The sequence below is a fragment of the Cryobacterium sp. MP_M3 genome (genome assembly GCF_015752155.1).
Classification (GTDB): Bacteria; Actinomycetota; Actinomycetes; order Actinomycetales; family Microbacteriaceae; genus Cryobacterium.
In genome coordinates this window covers 277,348-293,690 of the sequence record NZ_JADOVI010000002.1, presented here as the reverse complement: position 1 = coordinate 293,690, position 16,343 = coordinate 277,348, and the positions used below count along the sequence as shown (strand labels likewise).

Sequence of the window (16,343 nt, the reverse complement as noted above, 5' to 3'; positions counted from 1 at the left end):
AGCCTGTCGAAATCAGGTCTGGCAGGCAGCGCACCAGAAGGTGTCCCGTTGTTCGAGGTCGTTGCGGCCGAGCCGGCCGCGCTCGATCGGGGTGCCGCAGCGACGGCAGGGCAGGCCGGCCCGGGAGAACACCCAGTCCTGGGCTCCGCGGCGGGTGTTGCCGGTGGTGACCCGCTCGGTGCGGTCGCGGTTGAAGAAGATCAGGCGACGGGCCAGGGCCACCAGCGCCGGGACATCCGTCACCTCGCCGACCGGACGGGTCGGCAGCAGGCCGCGCAGGAAGCAGAGTTCGTTGACGTACTCGTTGCCGAGCCCGGCGAGGTTGGACTGGTCCGCCAGGGCCACGGCGACCGCGCGCTCGGGCCGGGACCGGATGCGGCGCACCGCCTCGGCCGCGTCCCAGTCGGGCCCGAGCAGGTCGGGTCCCAGGTAGTCGAGCCGGGCGGACTCCTCTACCAGCGGGAGCACCTCGAGCAGGCCGAGGTCGAAGCCCACCGCCACCCAGTCCGCCGTCTCGAGCACGGCGCGGGCCTGGAACGCGGGCCTCCGCCATGCCGCCCCTGGCCGGTACAGGTGCCAGGCCCCCTCCATCTTCAGGTGCGAATGGATGCTGGCCTCCCCCACCCGCATCAACAGGTGCTTTCCCCGGCTGGCCACCTCGTGCACGGTTTCACCGGTCAGGTCGACGGTGGCGAAGCGGGGAACGCGGAGGTCGCACCGGGTTAGCGTGGCCCCGTGCAGGGCCCCGTCGAGGGTGCGGGCGGCGCGGTAGACGGTGTCGCCCTCAGGCATGCAGCTTCAGCCCCTTGGGGGTGACGCCGAACCCGGCGGCCTGCAGCGCCTGCCCGGCCGGGGTGCCGATCACGAAGAGGCCGTTGACGGATTCGACGCCGAGCTTGACGACCCGGCCGGCGGAGATGGTGCGGGCCAGGGCGGTCGCCGCCGCGGCGAGCACGGCGTCCCCGGCTGCGTAGGCGAGCACGGATTTTCCGCCGCGTTCGACATAGAGGGCGAGGGAGCCGTCGACGATCACCACGAGGGCGCCGGCTTTCCGCCCGGGGCGGTGGCTGGTGCCCTCGGGCAGTGCCGGCCAGGGCAGCACAGCGCCGTAGGGGTTGGCCGGGTCGGTGGCGGCCAGGGTGACCGCCACCGGCTCGACGGGTGCCCCCGTGCCGCGGCCGAGTTCGACGAAGGAACGCAGCCGGTCGATCGTTCCGACGGTGGCGAACTGGGCCGCGCCGAGGCCCTCGATGAAGTAGCCGCGGCGGCACCGGCCGACCTCCTCGAAGCCGCGCAGGGTGCGGTAGACCAGGGAGAACCCGCCGGTCACCCCCTCTCCGGCCACGGCCCCGCGGGTCACCACGCCGTACCGTTCGAGCAGGGTCTCGCCGAGCGCATGCGCACGCCGGGTGGGCGAGTCGTCGGCGACGGGCACGATCGACCAGCGGCCGGAGACGGTCGGCGGCCCTCCCCGCTGCGGCAGGCTCGGCCTGGCCAGGATGCGCCCGCCGTGCAGCCGGGCGCGGGGGGCCGGCCGACGGGTGGAGTGGGCGGTGTGCCCGCCGGCGATGAGCGAACGTACCGGGGCGAAGGTGTCGTTGCCGACGAGCCCGGCCCAGACCAGGTCCCAGAGCGCGGCGGCGAGGACGGTGTCGTCCTGGCTGCCGACGGCATCCGCGAGCTGGCGGAAGAAGAACCCTCCCCCGCCGCCGAGCGTGCCGAGGATCTCCTGTTGCAGCGGGGTCGTCTCGAACGGGGACGGCGCGGGCAGGGTGAGCGGCGCCGTCTCGGCCAGGTGCAGGCTGATCCAGCCGTCGTTGCCGGCGAGGGTGCCGGCCCCGGCCCAGAGCACCTCGCCCGAGTTGGTGAGTTCGTCGAGCATGGCCGGCCGGTAGTCGGCGACCCGGGCGGGCAGCACGAGGGATTCCCAGGCCGAGGCGGGGATCCGCGCCCCTTCGAGCTGTTCGATCACGGATGCGACGCCGTCGATTCCGCGCAGGCGGCCGCCGACATGCTGCCAGACCGGCAGGAAGCGCCCGACCGTGACCTGGTCGACGGGTTCGACCTCGTGCCGGAGCGCCGCGAGCGAGCGCCGGCGCAGCCGCCGCAGCACCTCGGCGTCGCACCATTCGCTTCCCGTGCCGTGCGGGCGGAACTCGCCCTCGACGATCCGGCGGGCCCCGGCCAGCCGGCGCAGGGCGCCGAGGACGACGGCGGGGCCCAGGCCGAAGCGCTCGGCGACGTCGGCGGTGATGAACGGCCCGTGGGTGCGGGCGTACCGGCTGACGAGGTCGCCGAGCGGGTCGGGGACGGGCTCGGTGAAAGCGGCGGGCACCCCGAGCGGCACCGGCACGCCGAGGGCGTCGCGCAGCCGACCGGCGTCTTCGATTCCGGCCCACCAGTCCCGCCCGGCGTAACTGACCTGGAGCACCCGCCTGGCGGCGGCGAGTTCGAGCAGGCCCTCCGCCGCGTCCGGTCCCCGGACTGCCTCCGCACCCTGGGCGACGGCGAGCCGGGCGGCGACCTCGTCGGTGGTCAGCGGGCCGAGGCCGCGGAGCAGGTCGGCGATCCCCTCGATCCCCTTCGCCTTGCGGTCGTCGGGGAGCCTCTGCAGTTCCTGGTCGGTCGCCTCGATCACCGCCGGGTCGAGCAGCTCGCGCAGTTCGACCCGGCCGAGCAGCTCGGCGAGCAGGCTGGAGTCGATCGAGAGGGCGGTGGCCCGTCGTTCGGCCAGCGGGGAGTCGCCCTCGTACATGAAGGCGGCCACGTAGCCGAACAGGAGCGTGCTCGCGAAGGGGCTGGCGGTGTCCGTGTGCACCTCCACCATTCGCAGCGACCGGTCGGCGATCCGCCGGGCCAGGCCGATCAGCGCCGGCAGGTCGTAGACGTCCTGGAGGCACTCGCGGATGGTTTCGAGGATGATCGGGAAGGTCGGAAAGGCGCGGGCCACCTCGAGCAGCTGCGACGCCTTCTGCCGCTGCTGCCAGAGCGGGGACCGGGTGCCCGGGTTGTAGCGCGGGAGGAGCAGCGCCCGGGCGGCGCACTCCCGGAACCGGGAGGCGAACAAGGCGGACCCGCCCACTTCGTCGGTGACGAGCTGTTCGAGTTCGTCGGGGTCGAAGACGAAGAGGGAGGCGTCCGGCGGTTCGGAGTCGGTGTCGGGGATGCGGGCGACGATGCCGTCGTCGCTGGCGACGCAGCCCCCGTCGATCCCGTATCGCTCCCGCACCCGTGCGGCGACCGCGAGTGCCCAGGGTGAATGCACCTGCATGCCGAAGGGGGAATGCATCACGACGCGCCAGTCGCCGAGCTCGTCACGGAACCGTTCGACGACGAGGGTGCGGTCGGTCGGCAGGTGGCTGGTCGCGGCACGCTGGTCGCCGAGGAAGGCGAGCAGGTTGGTGACCGCCCGGTCGTCGAGGCCGCCGGCCGAGCAGCGGGTCCTGGCCTCCGCCCCCGGGAGCGCGGAGACCTCCCGGATGAACGCGCCGATGGCTTCGCCGAGTTCGGCGGGCCGGCCGAGGCCGTCGCCCTTCCAGAACGGCAGCCGGCCGGGTTCGCCGAACGCCGGGACGACGAGGACGCGGTCGTGGGTGATCTCCTGGATGCGCCAGCTGGTAGCGCCGAGGGCGAAGACGTCGCCGACCCGGGACTCGTAGACCATCTCCTCGTCGAGTTCGCCGACCCGGCGGCCGGTGGTCTGCTCGCCGCCGACCATGAACACGCCGAAGAGGCCGCGGTCGGGGATGGTGCCGCCGCTCGTCACGGCCAGCCGTTGGGCGCCGGGCCGCCCGGTGAGGGTTCCGGCTTCCCTGTCCCAGACGATCCGCGGCCGGAGCTCCGCGAACTGGTCGGACGGGTAGCGCCCGGCGAGCAGGTCGAGGGTGGCCTCGAACGCGGAACGCGGCAGGGTGTGGAACGGCGCGCTCCGGCGCACGGTGTCGAACCAGTCCTCGACCTGCACCGGTTCGAGCGCCGTGACGGCGACGGTCTGCTGGGCGAGGATGTCGAGCGGGTTGGCCGGCACGGACAGGGATTCGATCAGCCCGGCCACCATCCGTTCCGCGGCGACCGCGGAGTGGATGAGGTCGGCCCGGTGCTTGGGGTAGATGACGCCGCGGGAGACCTCGCCGACCTGGTGGCCGGCCCGGCCGATCCGCTGCAGCCCGCTCGCGACCGACGGCGGCGACTCGACCTGCACGACGAGGTCGACCGCGCCCATGTCGATGCCGAGCTCCAGGCTGGACGTCGCCACCACGCAGCGCAGCCGCCCGCTCTTGAGGTCGTCCTCGATCATGGCCCGCTGTTCGCGGCTGACCGAGCCGTGGTGCGCGCGTGCGAGCACGGGTTCCGCGCCCTCGCTCCGGCCGCTGGCGCCCATGAGCTCGGCCGGCTGGCGGGGCGCCGCCGTGGCGGCCCGGGCATCCGTTGCCGCCGGCTGGTCGTTGCCGGTCTGTCCGGCCGTGTCATCGCCCGCCTCGGCGTCCTGCAGCCGCCCGGCGTAGATCTCGTTGAAGCGCGCGGTGAGGCGTTCGGCCAGCCGCCGGGAGTTCGCGAACACGATCGACGAGGAATGCGCGAGCACCTCGTCGACGATCGCCTCCTCCACGTGCGGCCAGATCGACCCCGGCTGCGGTGCGGATGCCGCGGCCTGGCCTTCCCGGGGCTCGACCGGGCCGACCTGGCTCATGTCGTCCACGGGGACCACGACCCGCAGGTCGAACCGTTTGCCCGCGGCCGGGGCGACGATCTCCACCGCCGCGGAGCCGCCGAGGAACCGGGCGACCTCGGACGCCGGGCGCACGGTGGCGGACAGCCCGATCCGTTGAGCCGGGGCGGCGAGCAGGTCGTCGAGCCGTTCGAGGGAGAGGGCGAGGTGTGCGCCGCGCTTGCTGGCGGCGACGGCGTGCACCTCGTCGATGATGACCGTGTCGATGCCGCGCAGCGATTCCCGCGCCGCCGAGGTGAGCATGAGGAACAGGGACTCGGGCGTGGTGATCAGGATGTCGGGCGGCACCTTGACCAGGCGGCGCCGGTCGGCGGCGGGGGTGTCTCCGGATCGCACGCCGACGCTGACCCGGGGCGGTTCGAGCCCGAGGCGCAGCGCGGCCTGGCTGATGCCGACCAGCGGCGCGCGGAGGTTGCGCTCGACGTCGACGCCGAGGGCCTTGAGCGGGGAGATGTAGAGCACGGTCGTCGTCGTCGGAGCGTCGCCCGCTCCGGGTTCGCCTGCCCGGGAGGCCAGCCGGTCGATGGCCCAGAGGAAGGCCGCGAGCGTCTTGCCTGAGCCGGTCGGCGCGACGACGAGCGCGTGCGAGCCGCGGGAGATGGCGTCCCAGGCGCCGAGCTGGGCCGGGGTGGGCGCCGTGAACGCCTCGCCGAACCACGCACGGGTGGCCGGTGAGAATCGTCGCAGCACCTCGGTCATGGCACCATCTTGCCTGAAACGACTGACAGGGCGCCGTTTTCCACCGGGGCCTAGGCGGACCCGCTGAGCTGCACCCGGAGGGAATCGACCTGGGTGGCGATGACGTCGCTGGCCGACCAGCGGGCGGCGAGCCGGGCGAGCGTGGCATCCAGTTCGGTGCGGGTGAGCCCGTCGACCAGTTCCAGCCGCACGATCAGTTCGGGGCCGGCCAGCCGGGACTCGGGGTCCCCGGCACTGAGCCGGGCGTCGAGCACCGTCAGCTCGGTGGCGATCGAGGCGGCGAAGGCATCCGCCACCTGCCTGCTGGCATAGCTGGGGGTCCACGGCTGCGACTGGGCGATCGCCCAGAGGGCGGGGCGCCGGATGACGAATTCGGTGTCGGTGGTCGGATCGAGCACGACCAGGTCGGTGTTCTCCTGGGCTGCCGCCAGCGCCACCCGCACACCGTCGGACGGCACGGGCCGGGCCTCGGGGTTCCAGGACCGCATCGCGGCCGCCGAGGAGAACACGGGCAGCACCCCCCGGCCGTCGGGGCCGGCCACGGTGATGATCGAGAGTTCCTGGGTCTTGTCGATGACGAGACCGGTCGGGCCGACGCCGGCGTCGCCGAGCGCGGTCACCAGCGGGATGAGCAGCCGGGCCGTGCGGAGGGCGTCGACGACGCTCTCCTCCCCGGCCTCGCGGGCCCTGAAGAGCGCGAGGGCGGCGAGCAGTTCCTCGGGCGCCGCCCCGTCGTCATCCGCGTGGGTGTTCGCCTCGAATTCCCGGCCAGCCCACGGCTGCCCGGCGGAATCGGCGGGACCGGCCGGTTCGCCGGTCGAACCGAGGTTACGCGCCGGCGACATCCAGTGCCTCGCCCAGGGTGAAGGCACCCGCGTAGAGGGCCTTGCCCACGATCGTGCCCTCGAGGCCGAGCGGGACGAGTTCGCGCAGCGCGGCGATGTCGGCGAGGCTGGAGATGCCGCCGGACGCCACGACGGGACGGTCGGTGCGCTCCATCACCTGGCGGAGCAGCTCGATGTTGGGGCCCTGCAGGGTGCCGTCCTTCGTGACGTCGGTCACGACGTACCGGGCGCAGCCGGCGTCTTCCAACCGGGCGAGCACCTGCCAGAGGTCACCGCCGTCCTTGGTCCAGCCGCGTGCCGCGAGGGTCGTCCCGCGCACGTCCAGGCCGACCGCGACGGCGTCGCCGTGCTCCTTGATCACCCGGGCCGCCCAGTCGGGGTCCTCGAGCGCCGCGGTGCCCAGGTTGATCCGGCTGACGCCGGCGCCGAGCGCGGCCGCGAGGGACGCGTCGTCGCGGATGCCGCCGGAGAGTTCGATCCGCACGCCGGTGACCTCACGGATCACGTTCCTGATCACCTCGGTGTTGTTGCCACGGCCGAACGCCGCGTCGAGGTCGACGAGGTGGATCCATTCGGCACCCTGCCTGGCCCAGTCGAGGGCCGCGTCGACCGGGTCGCCGTAGTTGGTCTCGGTGCCGGCCTCGCCCTGGGTGAGGCGCACGGCCTTGCCGCCGGCCACGTCGACGGCGGGCAGTAGTACGAGACGCGGGGTGGGGTGCTGCTCAGTCATGGGAGTCCTCAGATCGGGGTGGGCGCTCGGCCCAGGGTCAGGCGAAGGGCCCGGCTAGTCGCGGAGCGAGCCGAGCCAGTTGGAGAGCAGGCGGATGCCGGCCTCCCCGGACTTCTCCGGGTGGAATTGGGTGGCCGACAACGGTCCGTTCTCGACCGCGGCGAGGAACGGGACGCCATGCTCGGCCCAGGTCAGCCGGGGTTTCGGGAACGGCGGCATCACCTCGAGGGTCCATTCCTGGGCGGCGTAGGAGTGCACGAAGTAGAACCGCTCCGCTTCGATGCCCCGGAACAGCACCGAGTCCTCGGCGGGGATGACGGTGTTCCAGCCCATGTGCGGGAGGATGGGCGCCTCGAGGCGGGTGACGGTGCCGGGCCATTCGCCCAGGCCCTCCGTGTCGACGCCCCGTTCGACGCCGTGTTCGAAGAGCACCTGCATGCCCACGCAGATGCCGAGGACCGGACGGCCGCCGGCGATCCTGCGGTCGACGATCTCGTCGCCGCGCACGGCCTGGAGGGCAGCCATCACCGCGCTGAACGCGCCGACCCCCGGAACCACGAGACCGTCGGCTTCGAGGGCCGATTTGCGGTCGCTTGTCAGCGTGACCTCGGCGCCGGCCAGCTCGAGTGCCTTCACGGCCGAGTGCACGTTGCCGGTGCCGTAGTCGAACACGACGACACGGCTCACAGTGCGCCCTTGGTCGACGGGATGCCGGAGACGAGCGGGTCGAACGCCTTCGCCTGTCGGAACGCGCGCGCGAACGCCTTGAACTCGGCCTCGGCGATGTGGTGCGGGTCGCGGCCGCCCTGCACGGTGATGTGCACGGTGAGGCCGGCGTTGAACGTGATCGCCTCGAAGACGTGCCGCACCATCGAGCCGGTGAAGTGGCCGCCGATCAGGTGGAATTCGAATCCGGCCGGCTCACCGCGGTGCACAAGGTACGGGCGGCCCGAGATGTCGACAACGGCCTGCACGAGGGCCTCGTCGAGCGGAACGAGGGCGTCGCCGTAACGGGAGATGCCCGACTTGTCGCCGAGCGCCTGGCGGATCGCCTGGCCGAGCACGATGCCGATGTCTTCCACCGTGTGGTGCACGTCGATCTCGATGTCACCGCGAGCACGCACGGTCAGGTCGGTGAGCGAGTGCTTGGCGAACGCGGTGAGCAGGTGATCGTAGAAGGGGACGGAGGTCTGGATGTCCGAGACACCCGTTCCGTCCAGGTTGAGCGTCAGGTCGATGCTCGACTCGCTGGTCTCCCGCTGAAGGTGGGCGATGCGGGGCGAGGAGGTCGTGGCAGTCAGGCTCATTCCGACAGTTTATTGGGCCGGGCGGCGGCGTGCTGCCCGAGGCCGGCCAGCGCCTCGAGGAACGCACTCGTCTCCGCCTCGGTGCCCGCCGTCACCCGCAGGTGACCCGGGATACCGACGTCGCGCACCAGGACGCCCTCCGCCAACAAAGCCTCGAAGGTGCCCCGGGGATCGTCCACCCCGCCGAACAACACGAAATTGCTCGCGCTGCGCAGGGGCCGGTAGCCGAGCACGGCCAATTCGGTGACGAGGCGGTCCCGCTGGCCGCGGATGTCGTCGACCATGGCGAGCATCTCCGGGCTGTGCGCCAGGGCAGCGATCGCGGCGGCCTGGGTGAGGGCGGACAGGTGGTAGGGCAGGCGCACCAGGCGGAGGGCATCCGTCACCGCCGGGTCGGCGGCCAGGTAGCCGACCCGCGCGCCGGCGAACGCGAACGCCTTGCTCATGGTGCGGGAGACGAGGAGCCGCTCCCGGCCCGGCAGCAGGGTGAGCGCGCTCGGCGCATCGGACGGACCGAACTCGGCGTAGGCCTCGTCGACGACGACGATTCCGTCGGCCGCGTCGTACACCGCCGCGATCGTGTCGAGCGACAGCGGGGTGCCGGTGGGGTTGTTCGGGGAGCAGAGGAAGACGAGGTCGGGCGACTCGGCGTCGACCCAGTCCCGGGCGGTCGCCGGGCTGAGCTCGAAGTCGGCGTCACGGGTGCCGGCGATCCACCGGGTGCCGGTGCCGGAGGCGAGCAGCGGGTACATCGAATAGGTCGGCGCGAAGCCGAGGACCGACCGGCCCGGTCCACCGAAGGCCTGCAGCACCTGCTGCAATACCTCGTTCGAGCCGTTGGCCGCCCAGATGTTCTCCCGGGTGAGGCCGTGGCCGAGATACCGGGCCAGCGACTCCCGCAGTTCGGTGAACTCGCGGTCGGGGTAACGGTTGATGGTGCGGATGGCCTCGGCCATCGCGGCGACGATGTCGCTGGCGACGGCGTCGGGGATCCCGTGCGTGTTCTCATTCACATTGAGAGCGACGGGCACGTGCAGCTGTGGTGCTCCGTAGGGGGTGAGTCCGCGCAGATTGTCGCGGAGGGGCAGGTCGTTGAGACTGGTCACTCCCCCAATGCTACCGGGGATGCCCGGGTGCCCACCCGGCGGTGCCGATCAGGCCGGTCAGCCCAGAACGAGCCAGATCAGCAGCCGGATCAATCAGCACCAGCCGGATCAATCAGGACCAGCCGGATCAGAACCTGGCAGGCAGGGCGAGACGCTGGCCCGGCTGCACGTTCTCGGAGGGCAGCTGGTTCAGGCTGACGATCTCGGCGATCACGTCGCGCGGATCGGAGGTGGGGGCGATGGTCTCGGCCAGCTGCCACAAGGACTGGCCCGACGCGATGGTGACGTAGTCGAAGACTGTTGCGACGTCGGCGACGGTGGCCGCGCCCGCGTTGGCGCCCTCGGCTGCTGCGATCCCGCCGTTGAGGGCCAGGGCGAGTGCAACGGCGGCGACGGGGATTGCCGCGAGCGTCGTGAAGACGACGCGGCCGCGACGGGTGAGGTGCAGGCGGGTGCGGACGGAGGCCATCTGGACGGCGCCCGATGGGACGACGCCCAGGTCGAGCGCCCCGTTGCTTCCGCGGGCAGTCATTGCGATTGCAGTGCTCATGTCGAACCTCCTGTGTAAAAACGCATCCGGCTCTCGGCCGGGAGAGCCGGATGCGAACCTATGTTCCGAATATATATTCGATTCTTCGAACAATCAAGAGATATTTCCGTTGTTTCCCGAAAAAGGTGACGACACACTCGAATGAATGTTTGTTTATCGTGCTCGAGATGGATACAGTTTCGATTGTCTGGATTGAATCAACCAGACGCCACCGACATTCGGGTCTGACGGCGGTTTCGACTGCTGACAGGACCGGTTCACCGAGACGAGGAGCGACATCGTGACGCAGGACAGCAGCGGTCCCCGCGACAAGGGCGGAACCAGGCGGCGCAAGAGCCTCAGTGAGAAGCAGCTCGCCATCCTGGACGTGATCCAGCGCTCGGTGAGCCAGCGCGGCTATCCGCCGAGCATGCGCGAGATCGGCGACGCGGTGGGCCTGTCGTCGCTGTCGAGCGTCACCCATCAGCTCAACCAGCTCGAGCTGAGCGGGTACCTGCGGCGCGACCCGAACCGTCCCCGGGCGCTCGAGGTGCTGATCGAGATTCCGCAGTCGCCGGAGGACGTGCCGGCCGGCGGTGCGGAGAGCTACCAGTCGGGTGTTCAGGTCGGCGATGCGGCCATGGTGCCGCTGGTCGGCCGGATCGCGGCCGGCGTGCCGATCATGGCCGACCAGATGATCGACGAAATCTTCCCGCTCCCCCGCCAGCTGGTGGGCAAGGGCGAACTGTTCATGCTCAAGGTGGTCGGCGAGTCGATGATCGACGCCGCCATCTGCGACGGCGACTGGGTCGTGGTGCGCCAGCAGAAGACGGCCGAGAACGGCGAGATCGTCGCGGCCATGCTCGACGGCGAGGCGACGGTCAAGGTTTTCCGCCAGCGCGATGGACACATCTGGCTGCTGCCGCGCAACACCAACTTCGAGCCCATCGTCGGCGACCACGCCGAGATCCTGGGCAAGATCGTGGCGGTTTTGCGCTCGGTCTGATCTTCTCGCGCGGAACGGCCCTGTCGGTGTTCCGGCAGGGCCGTTCTGCGTTCGGGTGACGCTCGGTCCGGGGGTTCGGCGTTTAGGCGGGGATACCGGCACCGAGGCGCGCGCGCACCGCGCGGGTCGCCGTCACCATGTTGTGCAGCGATTCGGCGGTCTCCGCGTAGCCGCGGGTCTTGAGCCCGCAATCCGGGTTGACCCAGACCTGACGCTCCGGAATGGATTCGAGGGCTCGGTCGAGAAGCTCCGTGATCTCCGCCACACTCGGCACCCTCGGTGAGTGGATGTCGTACACGCCCGGCCCGATGCCATGGTCGAATCCGCCGGCCTCGATGTCGGCGACGACCTCCATTCGGGAGCGCACGGCCTCGATGCTGGTGACGTCGGCGTCGAGGTTCCGGATGGCGTCGATCACCACACCGAACTCCGAGTAGCACAGGTGAGTGTGGATCTGGGTGGCGTCGGCCACGCCGGCCGTGGCGAGGCGGAAGGAGCCGACCGACCAGTCGAGGTAGTCGGCGTGGTCCTTCCTCTTCAGCGGGAGGAGTTCGCGCAGGGCCGGCTCGTCGACCTGGACGAGGCCGATCCCGGCCGCCTCGAGGTCAGCGATCTCGTCCCGGAGCGCCAGTGCGACCTGACGGGCGGTGTCTCCCAGCGGCTGGTCGTCGCGCACGAACGACCAGGCGAGGATTGTGACCGGTCCGGTGAGCATCCCCTTGACCGGTTTCTCCGTCAGCCCCTGGGTGTAGGCGGACCAGTCGACGGTGATCGGCCGGGGCCGTGACACGTCCCCCCAGAGGATCGACGGCCGGGTGCACCGGCTGCCGTAGGACTGCACCCAGCCGTTCTCGGTCACCCGGAAGCCGTCGAGCTGCTCGGCGAAGTACTGCACCATGTCGTTGCGCTCCGGCTCGCCGTGCACGAGCACGTCGAGCCCGATCTCCTCCTGCAACGCGACCACCCGGGCGATCTCCGCCTCCATCAGGGCGCGGTAGCCGTCGGCGGACAACGCCCCGGCGAGGTGCCTGGCCCTGGCCCGGCGGATCTCCCCGGTCTGCGGGAAGGACCCGATGGTCGTGGTCGGCAGCAGGGGCAGCCCGAGGGCGGCATCCTGCGCGGCCAGCCGAGTCTGGTAGTCGCCCCGGCTGAAGTCGGTCTCGGTGAGTGCCGCGGCGCGAGCCCGCACCGCGGCGTCTCGCACGCCGGGAGCGGTGAGCCGGGATTCGAGCGCGGCGGAGGCTGCCGACAGCTCGGCCGCGATGGCTTCCCTGCCCTGCGCGAGGCCTCGGGCCAGAGCCGCGACCTGGCCAACCTTCTGGTCGGCGAATGCCAGCCAGGACCTGAGTTCGTCGCCGAGCGCGGACTCGTCGTCGACGTCGTGGGGAACGTGGAGCAGGGACGTGGACGTGGAAACGGCTACCCGCGGGGAGAGCGCACTGAGCCGTTCGGCCTTCCCGAGCGCGCCGGCCAGGTCGCCGCGCCAGATGTTGTGGCCGTCGATCACCCCGGCGACGAGGGTCTTCCCGGCAAGGCCGGGGGTGTCCTGAGGCAGCGCGCCGCGCACGAGGTCGAGTCCGATCGCGTCGACCGGTGTGCCGGCGAGCACGGGAAGGGCGTCGTCGAGGCTGCCATAGGGCGCCGCAACGAAGATGGCCGGGCGGGCGGAGAGACGGCCGAGGGTCGCGTAGGCCCAGCCGAGCGCGCTCAGCGCCTCGCCCCGGGGGGCGTCGACGCTCTCACTGACCAGAGCCGGTTCGTCGAGCTGCACCCAGTCGGCGCCGGCCTCGGCCAGGCTCTGGAGCAGAGCGGCGTAGACGGGGAGCAGGTCGTCGAGGCGGTCCAGCGGCGAGAAGCCGGCGGGGGCCTCGTCGCTGGCTTTGCTCAGCAGGAGGAAGGTGACCGGGCCAACGATGACCGGGCGGGTGAGGTAGCCGGCCGTTCTCGCCTCGACGAACTCTCGAACGATGCGGTCGCTGGAGAGGGAGAACACGGTCTCCGGGCCGATTTCGGGGACGAGGTAGTGGTAGTTGGAGTCGAACCATTTCGTCATCTCGAGCGGCAGGTTGTCGCCTTCGCCGCGGGCGAGGGTGAAGTATCCGGCCAGGTCGATCCGCCCGTCGGGGCCCACCAGCGACGCATACCGGGCGGGGACCGCTCCGACGGTGCAGAGGGTGTCGAGCACCTGGTCGTAGAACGAGAAGGAGCCGGGGATGGAGGAGTCGTCGGCGCGGAGGCCGAGGGCCACGAGCCGTTCCCGGGTGGCCTGGCGCAGGGTGGCCGCGGTGTCCTCGAGCTCGGCGGCGTTGGTCGTGCCGGCCCAGAACGACTCGACGGCCTTCTTGAGTTGGCGCCGGGGACCGATCCGCGGGTAGCCGAGGATGGTGCCGGCGGGGAATGGGGAGGTGGCGGTCATGGTGTCCTTTGCGGGGTGAGATCGTGCCTCGGATGGTGCGTGTTTTTTCGGTGCGGGCAGTGCCTGTGGCCGCACGATTTCGGGCGCGACGGTGACTCCGAGTCGCGTGCGTGGCGTTCGGTGGGAAGGGAAAGGAAGAGGGTGACGCCCGGAGCGGGTCGCCGGGTGCCGGTCTACACGGTCGCCGGCAGCTTCGCCGGCGCCGTGACGGGGGCCGTGAGCAGGCCGCAGCCGCCGAGCACCTCGAGCACGGTCTCGTGCTCGTTGAAGGCGTAGAGGTGCAGCCCGGGAGCCCCGCCGGCGATCACCTGGCCGGCGAGGTCGATGGCGTGCTGGATGCCGATGTCACGCTGGCCTTCCCTGGTCGGCTCGATCTCGAGCCGGATGGACAGGTCTGACGGCATCTGTTCGCCGGACAGCTCGAGGATGCGGCGCAGCCTCGCCGGGCTCGTCACCGGCATGATGCCCGGCAGGATCGGGAAGAGGACGCCGGCCTCCCTGGCGCGCTGGGCGAAGCTCAGGTAGTGGTCGGCGTGGAAGAACAGTTGCGTGATGCCGAGGTTCGCGCCGGCGGCCTGCTTGGCGAGCAGGGTGTCGATGTCCTGCGCCGAGGACCGGGAGCGCGGGTGCCCGTTCGGGAACGCCGCCACGGCGATGCGCACCTTCTCGCGCCCGGGCTTCACGGCGCGGGCGGCCGGGATGCCGGGGATGATCGACTCCCGGTACGGTGATTTCTCGGCCTGCACCCGGTGGATGAGCTGCACGAGTTCGGCGGCGCTGCCGAAGTCGCCGAGGAACGCCTCCCCCTCCTTCGCTCCCGCCGGGGGGTCGCCGCGCAGCGCGAGGAAGCTGCGCACTCCCGCGTCGAGGAACTCGCGGATCAGCCGGTTCGCTTCCTCATGGGTAGAGCCGACGCAGGTGAGGTGGGCCATGGCCTCGACGTTCGTGGTGCGCAGGATGCGGCTGAGCACGTCGAGCGAGGAACGGCGGGAGGACCCGTTGGCACCGTAGGTGACCGAGAGGAAGTCGGGCCCGGCCGCGGCGAGGTGCTCGATCGTGGTCGCGAGAGCGGATGCGGCGGCATCCGTCCTGGCCGGGTAGAGCTCGAAGGAGAACGGGACTCGACCGGGACAGGCCGGGTTCGACGTCGTGTTCATGTGCACCTCATTCGACAGTTGCCCGCACCGGCGGGTGCCGGGCGGCCGCGGACCACCAGGCAGGCCCGGCGGGTGTTCGCGGGCGGATGCCGGGCTCGGCTGTCGCTCCATGCCACTGAGGTGAACCTCGGCGGCAACGATTGAATGAGACTCTAGCAACCCCGATCGGGGGCCGCCAGACTGTGACTTTATGTTTCACCGGGCCCGGTGATCGAGCCTGTCGAGATCCCGCCCCCGGTGATCGAGCCTGTCGAGATCCGGTCAGGCGCTGACGGAGGGCCGAACGATGAACGGGCCGAACTGGGCCTGGATGTCGGGGGTGACCAGGGCGGTCACCTCGGTGCCTGTCTCGACGTAGTCCGTCGAGAGCACCTGTCCCTGGTCGTGCAGCACCGCGATGAGGTCGCCGCGCTCGTAGGGGATGAGCAGCCTGAGCTCGATCTTCGGGCGCGGCAGGAGCTCGGAGATGGCCGCGAGGAGCTCCTCGATGCCCTCGCCGGTGCGGGCGGAGACGAAGATGCCCTGCGGCCACAGCCCCCGCAGCACGAGCCGGTCGTCCTCGGCGACCAGGTCGGCCTTGTTGAAGACGACGATCTCGGGGATGTCCCTGGCGCCGACCTCGCCGATCACCTCGCGCACCGTGGAGAGCTGGCTGGCCGGATCGGGGTGGGAACCGTCGACGACGTGCACGATGACGTCCGCGTCGGCCACTTCCTCGAGGGTGGAACGGAAGGCCTCGACCAGCTGGTGAGGCAGGTTGCGCACGAAGCCGACGGTGTCGGTGAGGGTGTACAGGCGCCCGTCGGCCGTTGTCGACTTGCGCACGGTGGCATCGAGGGTGGCGAAGAGGGAGTTCTCCACGAGCACGCCGGCCCGGGTGATCCGGTTGAGCAGGCTCGACTTGCCGGCGTTGGTGTAGCCGACGATGGCGACCGACGGCACGGAATTGCGCTTGCGGTTGGCCCGCTTGGCTTCACGGGCCGGTTTCATCTCGAGGATCTGCTTGCGGAGCCGGGACATCCGGGTATGGATGCGTCGCCGGTCGAGCTCGATCTTCGTTTCACCGGGGCCGCGGGAGCCCATGCCCGCGCCGGCGCCGCCGACCTGGCCGCCGGCCTGGCGGGACATCGAGTCGCCCCAGCCTCGCAGGCGCGGCAGGAGGTATTCGAGCTGGGCGAGTTCGACCTGCGCCTTGCCCTCGCGGCTCTTGGCATGCTGGCTGAAGATGTCGAGGATGACGGCGGTGCGGTCGATCACCTTGACCTTGACCACGTCTTCCAGTGCGCGTCGCTGGCTGGGAGCCAGCTCGGTGTCGGCGATCACGGTGTCGGCACCCATGGCCTTGACGATGCCGGCCAGTTCTTCGGCCTTGCCCTTGCCGAGGTAGGTGCTGGCGTCGGGCTTGGCCCGGCGTTGCATCAGCCCGTCGAGCACGGTCGCGCCCGCCGTCTCGGCGAGGGCGGCGAGCTCACGCATGGAGTTCTCCGCGTCGGCCACCGTGCCCTGCGTGTACAGGCCGATCAGCACGACGTTCTCGAGTCGCAGCTGCCGGTATTCGACCTCGGTGACGTCCTCGAGTTCGGTGGAGAGGCTGGGCACGCGGCGGAGCGCGTTGCGGTCCTCCCGGTCCTGCTGCGCCCCGTCGTGGCCCTCATCGGATTCCGGCGTCGACGAGTCAGCCTGCAGGGCCTGGGCGGAGCCGCTCCGGAATAGCGAATAGCCAGCGGCTTTGCTCTCGGCGCTGGCCAGGACGCGCGCTACCACATCGTCGTCGTTGTCGTGCTCGGTTGGCTCAATCATTCCTTTAACCTTAGTTCCT

The 16,343-nt window shown here is 71.0% G+C and carries 12 protein-coding genes; 1 reads left to right on the top strand and 11 read right to left on the bottom strand.

What is annotated here, in order from left to right:
- Positions 1-12: 12 nt before the first annotated feature.
- From IWX89_RS04480 to IWX89_RS04445, 8 genes are all read right to left on the bottom strand, one after another.
- Positions 13-792 (bottom strand): Fpg/Nei family DNA glycosylase, encoded by a 780-nt coding sequence (locus IWX89_RS04480; RefSeq protein WP_196902369.1) that lies wholly within the window; start codon positions 790-792, stop codon positions 13-15.
- Positions 785-5,428, bottom strand: coding sequence for an ATP-dependent helicase (locus IWX89_RS04475; protein ID WP_196902368.1), 4,644 nt, complete (start codon positions 5,426-5,428; stop codon positions 785-787). Before IWX89_RS04475 ends, IWX89_RS04480 begins: the two co-directional genes overlap by 8 nt.
- A 50-nt stretch (positions 5,429-5,478) precedes the next feature.
- Entirely contained in the window at positions 5,479-6,273 is a 795-nt protein-coding gene (locus tag IWX89_RS04470; protein ID WP_196902367.1) for an SseB family protein, read from the bottom strand.
- A complete protein-coding gene (gene priA, locus IWX89_RS04465; RefSeq protein ID WP_196902366.1) occupies positions 6,257-7,003 on the bottom strand; it encodes a bifunctional 1-(5-phosphoribosyl)-5-((5-phosphoribosylamino)methylideneamino)imidazole-4-carboxamide isomerase/phosphoribosylanthranilate isomerase PriA in 747 nt (248 codons plus the stop codon). The genes IWX89_RS04470 and priA overlap by 17 nt, the downstream gene beginning before the upstream one ends.
- A gap of 54 nt (positions 7,004-7,057) precedes the next feature.
- Positions 7,058-7,690, bottom strand: a complete 633-nt coding sequence (hisH, locus tag IWX89_RS04460; RefSeq protein ID WP_196902365.1) for an imidazole glycerol phosphate synthase subunit HisH — start codon at positions 7,688-7,690, stop codon at positions 7,058-7,060.
- The gene (gene hisB, locus IWX89_RS04455) at positions 7,687-8,310 is read right to left on the bottom strand and encodes an imidazoleglycerol-phosphate dehydratase HisB (protein ID WP_196902364.1); all 624 of its coding nucleotides are present in this window, start codon (positions 8,308-8,310) and stop codon (positions 7,687-7,689) included. The genes hisH and hisB overlap by 4 nt, the downstream gene beginning before the upstream one ends.
- Positions 8,307-9,416 carry a histidinol-phosphate transaminase gene (locus IWX89_RS04450; RefSeq protein ID WP_196902363.1) on the bottom strand — a complete coding sequence of 370 codons (1,110 nt, stop codon included), beginning with the start codon at positions 9,414-9,416 and terminating at the stop codon, positions 8,307-8,309. Before IWX89_RS04450 ends, hisB begins: the two co-directional genes overlap by 4 nt.
- Positions 9,417-9,543: 127 nt before the next feature.
- Positions 9,544-9,966: a LysM peptidoglycan-binding domain-containing protein gene (locus IWX89_RS04445; protein WP_231382873.1), complete on the bottom strand. Its 423-nt coding sequence runs from the start codon at positions 9,964-9,966 to the stop codon at positions 9,544-9,546.
- Positions 9,967-10,246: 280 nt separating this feature from the next.
- Between IWX89_RS04445 and lexA the strand changes: the two genes are divergently transcribed.
- The gene (gene lexA, locus IWX89_RS04440) at positions 10,247-10,951 is read left to right on the top strand and encodes a transcriptional repressor LexA (protein ID WP_196902362.1); all 705 of its coding nucleotides are present in this window, start codon (positions 10,247-10,249) and stop codon (positions 10,949-10,951) included.
- A gap of 82 nt (positions 10,952-11,033) precedes the next feature.
- Here lexA and metE read toward each other — a convergent pair whose 3' ends face one another.
- The 3 genes from metE to hflX form a co-directional block, all read right to left on the bottom strand.
- On the bottom strand, positions 11,034-13,367 hold the full coding sequence (metE, locus tag IWX89_RS04435) for a 5-methyltetrahydropteroyltriglutamate--homocysteine S-methyltransferase (RefSeq protein WP_196902361.1): 2,334 nt from the start codon (positions 13,365-13,367) through the stop codon (positions 11,034-11,036).
- Between the two features lie 173 nt (positions 13,368-13,540).
- On the bottom strand, positions 13,541-14,524 hold the full coding sequence (locus IWX89_RS04430; RefSeq protein WP_196902360.1) for a methylenetetrahydrofolate reductase: 984 nt from the start codon (positions 14,522-14,524) through the stop codon (positions 13,541-13,543).
- A gap of 261 nt (positions 14,525-14,785) precedes the next feature.
- Positions 14,786-16,324: a GTPase HflX gene (gene hflX, locus IWX89_RS04425; RefSeq protein ID WP_196902359.1), complete on the bottom strand. Its 1,539-nt coding sequence runs from the start codon at positions 16,322-16,324 to the stop codon at positions 14,786-14,788.
- Positions 16,325-16,343 lie beyond the last annotated feature (19 nt).

Bases quoted from the DNA above. Each gene is read 5' to 3' on its own strand.
- IWX89_RS04480 (WP_196902369.1), bottom strand. From the start codon at position 792: ATGCCTGAGGGCGACACCGTCTACCGCGCCGCCCGCACCCTCGACGGG.
- IWX89_RS04475 (WP_196902368.1), bottom strand. From the start codon at position 5,428: ATGACCGAGGTGCTGCGACGATTCTCACCGGCCACCCGTGCGTGGTTC.
- IWX89_RS04470 (WP_196902367.1), bottom strand. From the start codon at position 6,273: ATGTCGCCGGCGCGTAACCTCGGTTCGACCGGCGAACCGGCCGGTCCC.
- priA (WP_196902366.1), bottom strand. From the start codon at position 7,003: ATGACTGAGCAGCACCCCACCCCGCGTCTCGTACTACTGCCCGCCGTC.
- hisB (WP_196902364.1), bottom strand. From the start codon at position 8,310: ATGAGCCTGACTGCCACGACCTCCTCGCCCCGCATCGCCCACCTTCAG.
- IWX89_RS04445 (WP_231382873.1), bottom strand. From the start codon at position 9,966: ATGAGCACTGCAATCGCAATGACTGCCCGCGGAAGCAACGGGGCGCTC.
- metE (WP_196902361.1), bottom strand. From the start codon at position 13,367: ATGACCGCCACCTCCCCATTCCCCGCCGGCACCATCCTCGGCTACCCG.
- IWX89_RS04430 (WP_196902360.1), bottom strand. From the start codon at position 14,524: ATGAACACGACGTCGAACCCGGCCTGTCCCGGTCGAGTCCCGTTCTCC.
- hflX (WP_196902359.1), bottom strand. From the start codon at position 16,324: ATGATTGAGCCAACCGAGCACGACAACGACGACGATGTGGTAGCGCGC.